The following is a 4862-nucleotide window of genomic DNA, read 5'->3' as shown; positions in this document are numbered from 1 at the left end:
TCCCATAGCAGCGAGCCGCTCGATGTTGGCTTGACTGTAGTCCCACGTCGGGTAGCGCCTCAAAAGGTCAATGAATTCAGGCATCTCCATCCACGGCGAGTCGTTGCCCAATTGCTCGAGGTTGTAGAAGATGGGGTTTTTTGGCGGCTCCAAGCCGTACTGGACGAGGTGGTTTCCGCCGAGCACGATGGTGCGGCGCTCGTCGAGGTCGAGACGGTTGGTCAGCACCGAGTCATGGCCAAGCGCCAGAAGAGCATGGTGCAATGCCTCCGCGATCTCGCGAAATCCTCCGCCGATGGTCGGATTGCTAGGAGGTTTCACTACTGCGACGGCGAACAGCATGGGTGCAAAGTACCGGAAGAGGAGCTGGGCTTGACCCCGTTTAGTGGAGAAGGGAGGTCGGGTCACGGTGGTGCCTTCCGTGGCCCGGCTTCCTACTGCTTGTCACGTCGCGCGGTTACCGTGCCACTCATGGCGACAGACCCGATGGCAGGGCTTCGGAAGGCACAACTCATGATGAGCATCACTCAGCGTGTGGTACGTGCCTGGCGGCTTGGGGAATGGGCGTTACTCCACCAGGTACGACCAGACGGCAGCAGCTTTCGACCGGACCCCGGACGATTCATGCCTGACAAAGGCAGCAGTCTCGCGTTCGATGATCTTGATTTTGTGCCGGAGCTTGGCGCAAACACGGTCAGCTCGACAGCGCGATACCCGGTAATGACTGCAGCCGAGAATCTGGTAGGTGCTGGGCAGCCCCATTCGGCGGCACTTCAGGAAGGGAAGAACCAGTGTTGTGTCGCTGGGGTCATTGTGTCGCTGTGCGATTGAGGCGTCGGCCGTGACTGTCGAGGTAGACCCTGAGACTTTAGTGGACAACTGTCAATAAAGGTCGGAGAGGACCCTAGTTGGACACAATCCGAGGGCCCGTCCTGTGTCCAGCATGGGTGTACTCCGGCTCTTCGACTTTGCCCGGTCGAAGTTCGATTATTGAGGGGGCCACGGACACGGGTGTTAGATTCGAAAGCTTGGACTGCAACGACTCTCGCGAAGGTTGTCTCACCGATGTCGACCGATACCGCTCTGATCGAGAGTGTCCTGCTGGCCGCCGGTTTGCCCGACGCGGAGATTGCGGCTCGGGTGGCCGACATCGGCCCGGATATCGTCGCCGAGGCAATGCTGGCTGAGGTGGTCGGCCGGGCCGCCCTGCTGGGCGGCCCGGCGGATAAGTTGGTGATTCAGTGCGACCTGGGTTTCGACGGCCAGCGGCTGGGCTATCTCCTTGTTCTGGGCGACAGCCGCGGCCCCTACGTCGAGAAGGGTTGGGACGGCGAGGCTCCCGCGATCATCCGGCAGGACCTCGCGGACCTGCTGCGCGAGCTCTTTGGTCCACCGGGACCGCACGGTGCCACCCGAGAGCTGTTCACTAAGCAACGCTGGGCGACGTTTGCCGGGATGCGACAGGTGGTTGGTGCACTGTCGCAGCGTCCGAAGAGTTTGTCCGACCTCGCCGTCCTGTTTGGCTCAGACAAATGGGGGATCCACTGGTACACGCCGCATTACGAGAGGTACTTCGAGCCGTATCGGGAGCTACCGGTAAGAGTGCTTGAGATTGGCGTGGGTGGCTACGAAGCGCCCGACAGCGGCGGTGAGTCCCTGCGCATGTGGAAGCACTATTTCCGGCGGGGCCTCATCTATGGATTGGATCTGTTTGCAAAGCACGGCATTTCAGAAAGCAGACTGCATGTGGTGCAGGGGGACCAAGGTGATGAGCGATTCCTTGACTCGTTCGCCCGCCAGTTCGGACCGTTCGATATTGTCATTGACGACGGCAGTCACTTCAGTCACCACGTCATCACCTCCTTCGATGCGCTATTCCCATACGTGCGGCCCGGCGGCATCTACGCCATCGAGGACCTGGCGACCTCGTACTGGCCGGCCTGGGGCGGCAATGCCGACCCGTTGGCTCAAGGTACTTCCACGGCCATGGTCAAGAGCCTGCTGGATGGCCTGAACCATCAAGAGCAGATGCGCGACGGCAACCAGGAACCGTCGATGACCGAACTGACGGTCACCGGGGTCCACGTCCACCACAACCTCGCCGTCATCGAAAAAGGTGTCAACACCGAAGAGGGACCCCCCGCAGGGGTTGCTGCCCGGCCCGGCGACTGGTACCTCGACAAATGACTGGCCCCGCTTTCCCTCATTCTTGCTAAGGTCCGTGTCCAGATCAGGTTTTGATGTGCGCGGGCGAGAACTTTGGTCGCCTCGGCTTGTGCGCTGTCGCCAGCGATCCGGCGATGGTTGTGCCGGTCGGTGCGCACCAGATCAGCCAACAGTTTGGCGTCAGACGCATCGGATTTGGCCCCCGAGAGGTGGTGGCGGTCGCGGTAGCGCGCCACCGCCAGCGGGTTGATCGCAGACACCTGAGAGCCGGCCGCATTCAGGGCCCTCCACCTGCTCAAGGACCTGCTCGCCGACTGCGATCATCTGGTCGCCGGCGCGGCGATCATCGGCGGCATCTCCCTTTTCCACGAGCTGGCCTACGACCTGCTTTCCGAGAACGAGCGGATCACCGCGGTGACGTTCGACGCGGCGATTTGGGCGCACCGCAACGCGGGTTTACGCAAGATCACCGTCGTGTCATCGTCGATGGTCTACGAGAGCACCTCGACCTATCCCACCCCCGAGGGCGAGCAGCGCCGCTGCCCGCCGCCGCACTCGACCTACGGCTTCCAAAAACTCTCCGCCGAGTACTTTGCCCAAGGCGCGTGGGAGCAGTACGAGCTGCCCTATACGATCGTGCGGCCGTTCAACTGCATCGGCGTGGGCGAAAAACGCGCCCTGTGCGACCGCGAAATCATGTCGGGCAATGTCCGGCTGGCGATGAGCCACGTAGTCCCCGACCTCGTCCGAAAAGTTCTCAAAGGGCAAGATCCGCTGTACATTCTCGGCGACGGCAGCCAGGTCCGTCACTACACCTATGGCGGCGACCTCGCCCGTGGCAGACGCCTGGCGATCGAGTCCGACATGGCCCGCAACGAAGACTTCAACCTCTCGACCGCGACGTCGACGACTGTTCACGAGCTGGCCGAGATGGTGTGGCGCAAGGTTAAGGGCGATGCCCCGTTGCGGCTCATCAGTGATGATCCGTTCCCCTACGACGTGCAGCGGCGGGTGCCCGATGTCCAAAAGGCGATGGACATACTCGGTTTCAAGGCCACGACGTCACTCGATGAGGCGCTCGACGAAATCATCCCGTGGATCGAGCAGCAGATCGATCTAGGAGGGATCTGATTGGCCGAAGCGTACGGTGAGCTGAACGCGGAATTGGATCGGCTGTATGCGGCGCGCTTTCACGACGCCGAGCGCGAGTCCAAGGCGCGGCTGTGGCGGGTGATCTGCGAGGAGTTCTTCGCCCGCTATGTGCCCGACGATGCCTGCGTCGTCGACCTCGGCGCCGGCTATTGCGACTTCGTCAACAACATTTCGGCCCGGCGTCGGATCGCTGTCGACCTCAACCCCGACACAAAGCGGTTCGCCGCCCCAGGCGTCGAGGTGCACCAGCTAACGCTAGAACACCTCACGGAGGCCGTCGAGCCCGCAACGGTCGATCTGGCGTTCGCCAGCAACGTCTTTGAGCATCTTCGCGGCCCCGACGCGTTGCTCAAAGTGCTCGCTAATGTTCGCGCGGTGCTTCGGCCCGGTGGACGAATCATGATCATGCAACCAAACGTGCGGCTCGTGGGCGGAGCGTTCTGGGACTTCTTCGACCACACGCTGCCGCTAAGCGAGCGCGGCATGACCGAGGCGCTCGAAGTCGCCGGATTATGCGTCGTCGAGTGCCGCGCGGGTTCCTTCCGTACACGACCAAAAGCCGCCTGCCCCAGTGGGCCTTCCTCGTCCGGCTGTACCTGCGGTTTCGGCCCGCCCAGTACCTGTTGGGCAAGCAGATGCTTGTCGTGGCGGAACGTCCACGATGACCGGCGAGATCGACTTCATCGTTCCCGTCTACAACGAGGGCTCGAACATCTCCAGGGCACTGGCCGAGCTCTACGCGACGGTGACCCGCCCCAAACGGGTGCTGATCGTCTGTGACTTCGACGAGGACGACACGGTGCCCGTGGTCCGCGAGCCTGCGCACGACTACCCCGGTCTTGAGTTGGTACGCAACACAATTGGGCGAGGCGTGATCAACACGATTCGCGCGGGCGTCGAGGCGGCGCGCTCGGACGTGGTCATTGTCTCGATGGCGGACTTGTCAGACGACCTCCGGGTGGTTGACGACATGGTCCGGCTGATTCGCGACGAGGGATACGACATCGTGTGCGCGTCGCGCTATATGCGCGGGGGTAGGCAGATCGGCGGGCCGGCCGTCAAACGGACGCTTTCGCAGGTCGCAGGCGTATCGCTATATTGGCTGGCCGGCTTGCCGACACACGACGCGACGAACGCGTTTCGCGCCTACCGGCTGCCCGTCCTCCGCGAAATCCCGATCGAAAGCTCAGGCGGGTTTGAATACACGCTCGAGGTCACGGCCAAAGCGCACGTCGCCGGCCACCGCATTACCGAAGTGCCGTCGACCTGGCGCGACCGCACCGCCGGCCAGTCGCGGTTCCGTCTGACGAAATGGCTGCCGCATTACCTCAAGTGGTACTTCTATGCCCTCAGTCGCGGCCGGGTCATAACTGGACGCAGACGAACCGGCTCGGTCGACCGTCGACGCCTCCTACGGTGGCGCACCACCGACCGTCATCAAGCACGCGCACAGCATCCGGTCTCTTTTCGCGGTCTGCGTACCCGCCGAGGAGACGACGGTGATCCGCGAGGACGTCGCGTTCATCGAAGCCGTCCGCCTCGAT

Annotated in this window: 5 protein-coding genes and 1 pseudogene; 4 read left to right on the top strand and 2 right to left on the bottom strand. The window is 62.6% G+C overall.

The features are described from left to right. On the bottom strand, positions 1–342 hold a 342-nt coding region (locus ACLP9N_RS21960; protein WP_442409372.1), incomplete at its 3' end, for a hypothetical protein. Positions 343–1065: 723 nt separating this feature from the next. On the opposite strand from ACLP9N_RS21960, the gene ACLP9N_RS21955 reads away from it, so the two are divergent. Then, positions 1066–2187: a class I SAM-dependent methyltransferase gene (locus tag ACLP9N_RS21955; RefSeq protein WP_442393864.1), complete on the top strand. Its 1122-nt coding sequence runs from the start codon at positions 1066–1068 to the stop codon at positions 2185–2187. Positions 2188–2219: 32 nt separating this feature from the next. Here ACLP9N_RS21955 and ACLP9N_RS21950 read toward each other — a convergent pair. Then, positions 2220–2450: pseudogene (locus ACLP9N_RS21950) on the bottom strand (IS110 family transposase); the annotation flags it as partial. A gap of 7 nt (positions 2451–2457) precedes the next feature. On the opposite strand from ACLP9N_RS21950, the gene ACLP9N_RS21945 reads away from it, so the two are divergent. From ACLP9N_RS21945 to ACLP9N_RS21935, 3 genes are all read left to right on the top strand, one after another. Then, positions 2458–3297, top strand: a complete 840-nt coding sequence (locus ACLP9N_RS21945) for an NAD-dependent epimerase/dehydratase family protein (RefSeq protein ID WP_442409373.1) — start codon at positions 2458–2460, stop codon at positions 3295–3297. Next, the gene (locus ACLP9N_RS21940) at positions 3298–4098 is read left to right on the top strand and encodes a class I SAM-dependent methyltransferase (protein WP_442393866.1); all 801 of its coding nucleotides are present in this window, start codon (positions 3298–3300) and stop codon (positions 4096–4098) included. Further along, positions 3980–4862: glycosyltransferase (locus tag ACLP9N_RS21935; protein ID WP_442409371.1), on the top strand; the 883-nt coding region annotated here is incomplete at its 3' end. The genes ACLP9N_RS21940 and ACLP9N_RS21935, both read left to right, overlap by 119 nt.

The sequence above is a fragment of the Mycobacterium sp. genome (assembly GCF_052144515.1).
GTDB lineage: Bacteria > Actinomycetota > Actinomycetes > Mycobacteriales > Mycobacteriaceae > Mycobacterium.
The sequence above is the reverse complement of the archived record's forward strand: the minus strand, read 5'-3'. Positions and strand labels throughout refer to the sequence as shown.

Coding starts and splice junctions, on each gene's coding strand:
- ACLP9N_RS21955 (WP_442393864.1), top strand. CDS start 1,066: ATGTCGACCGATACCGCTCTGATCGAGAGTGTCCTGCTGGCCGCCGGT.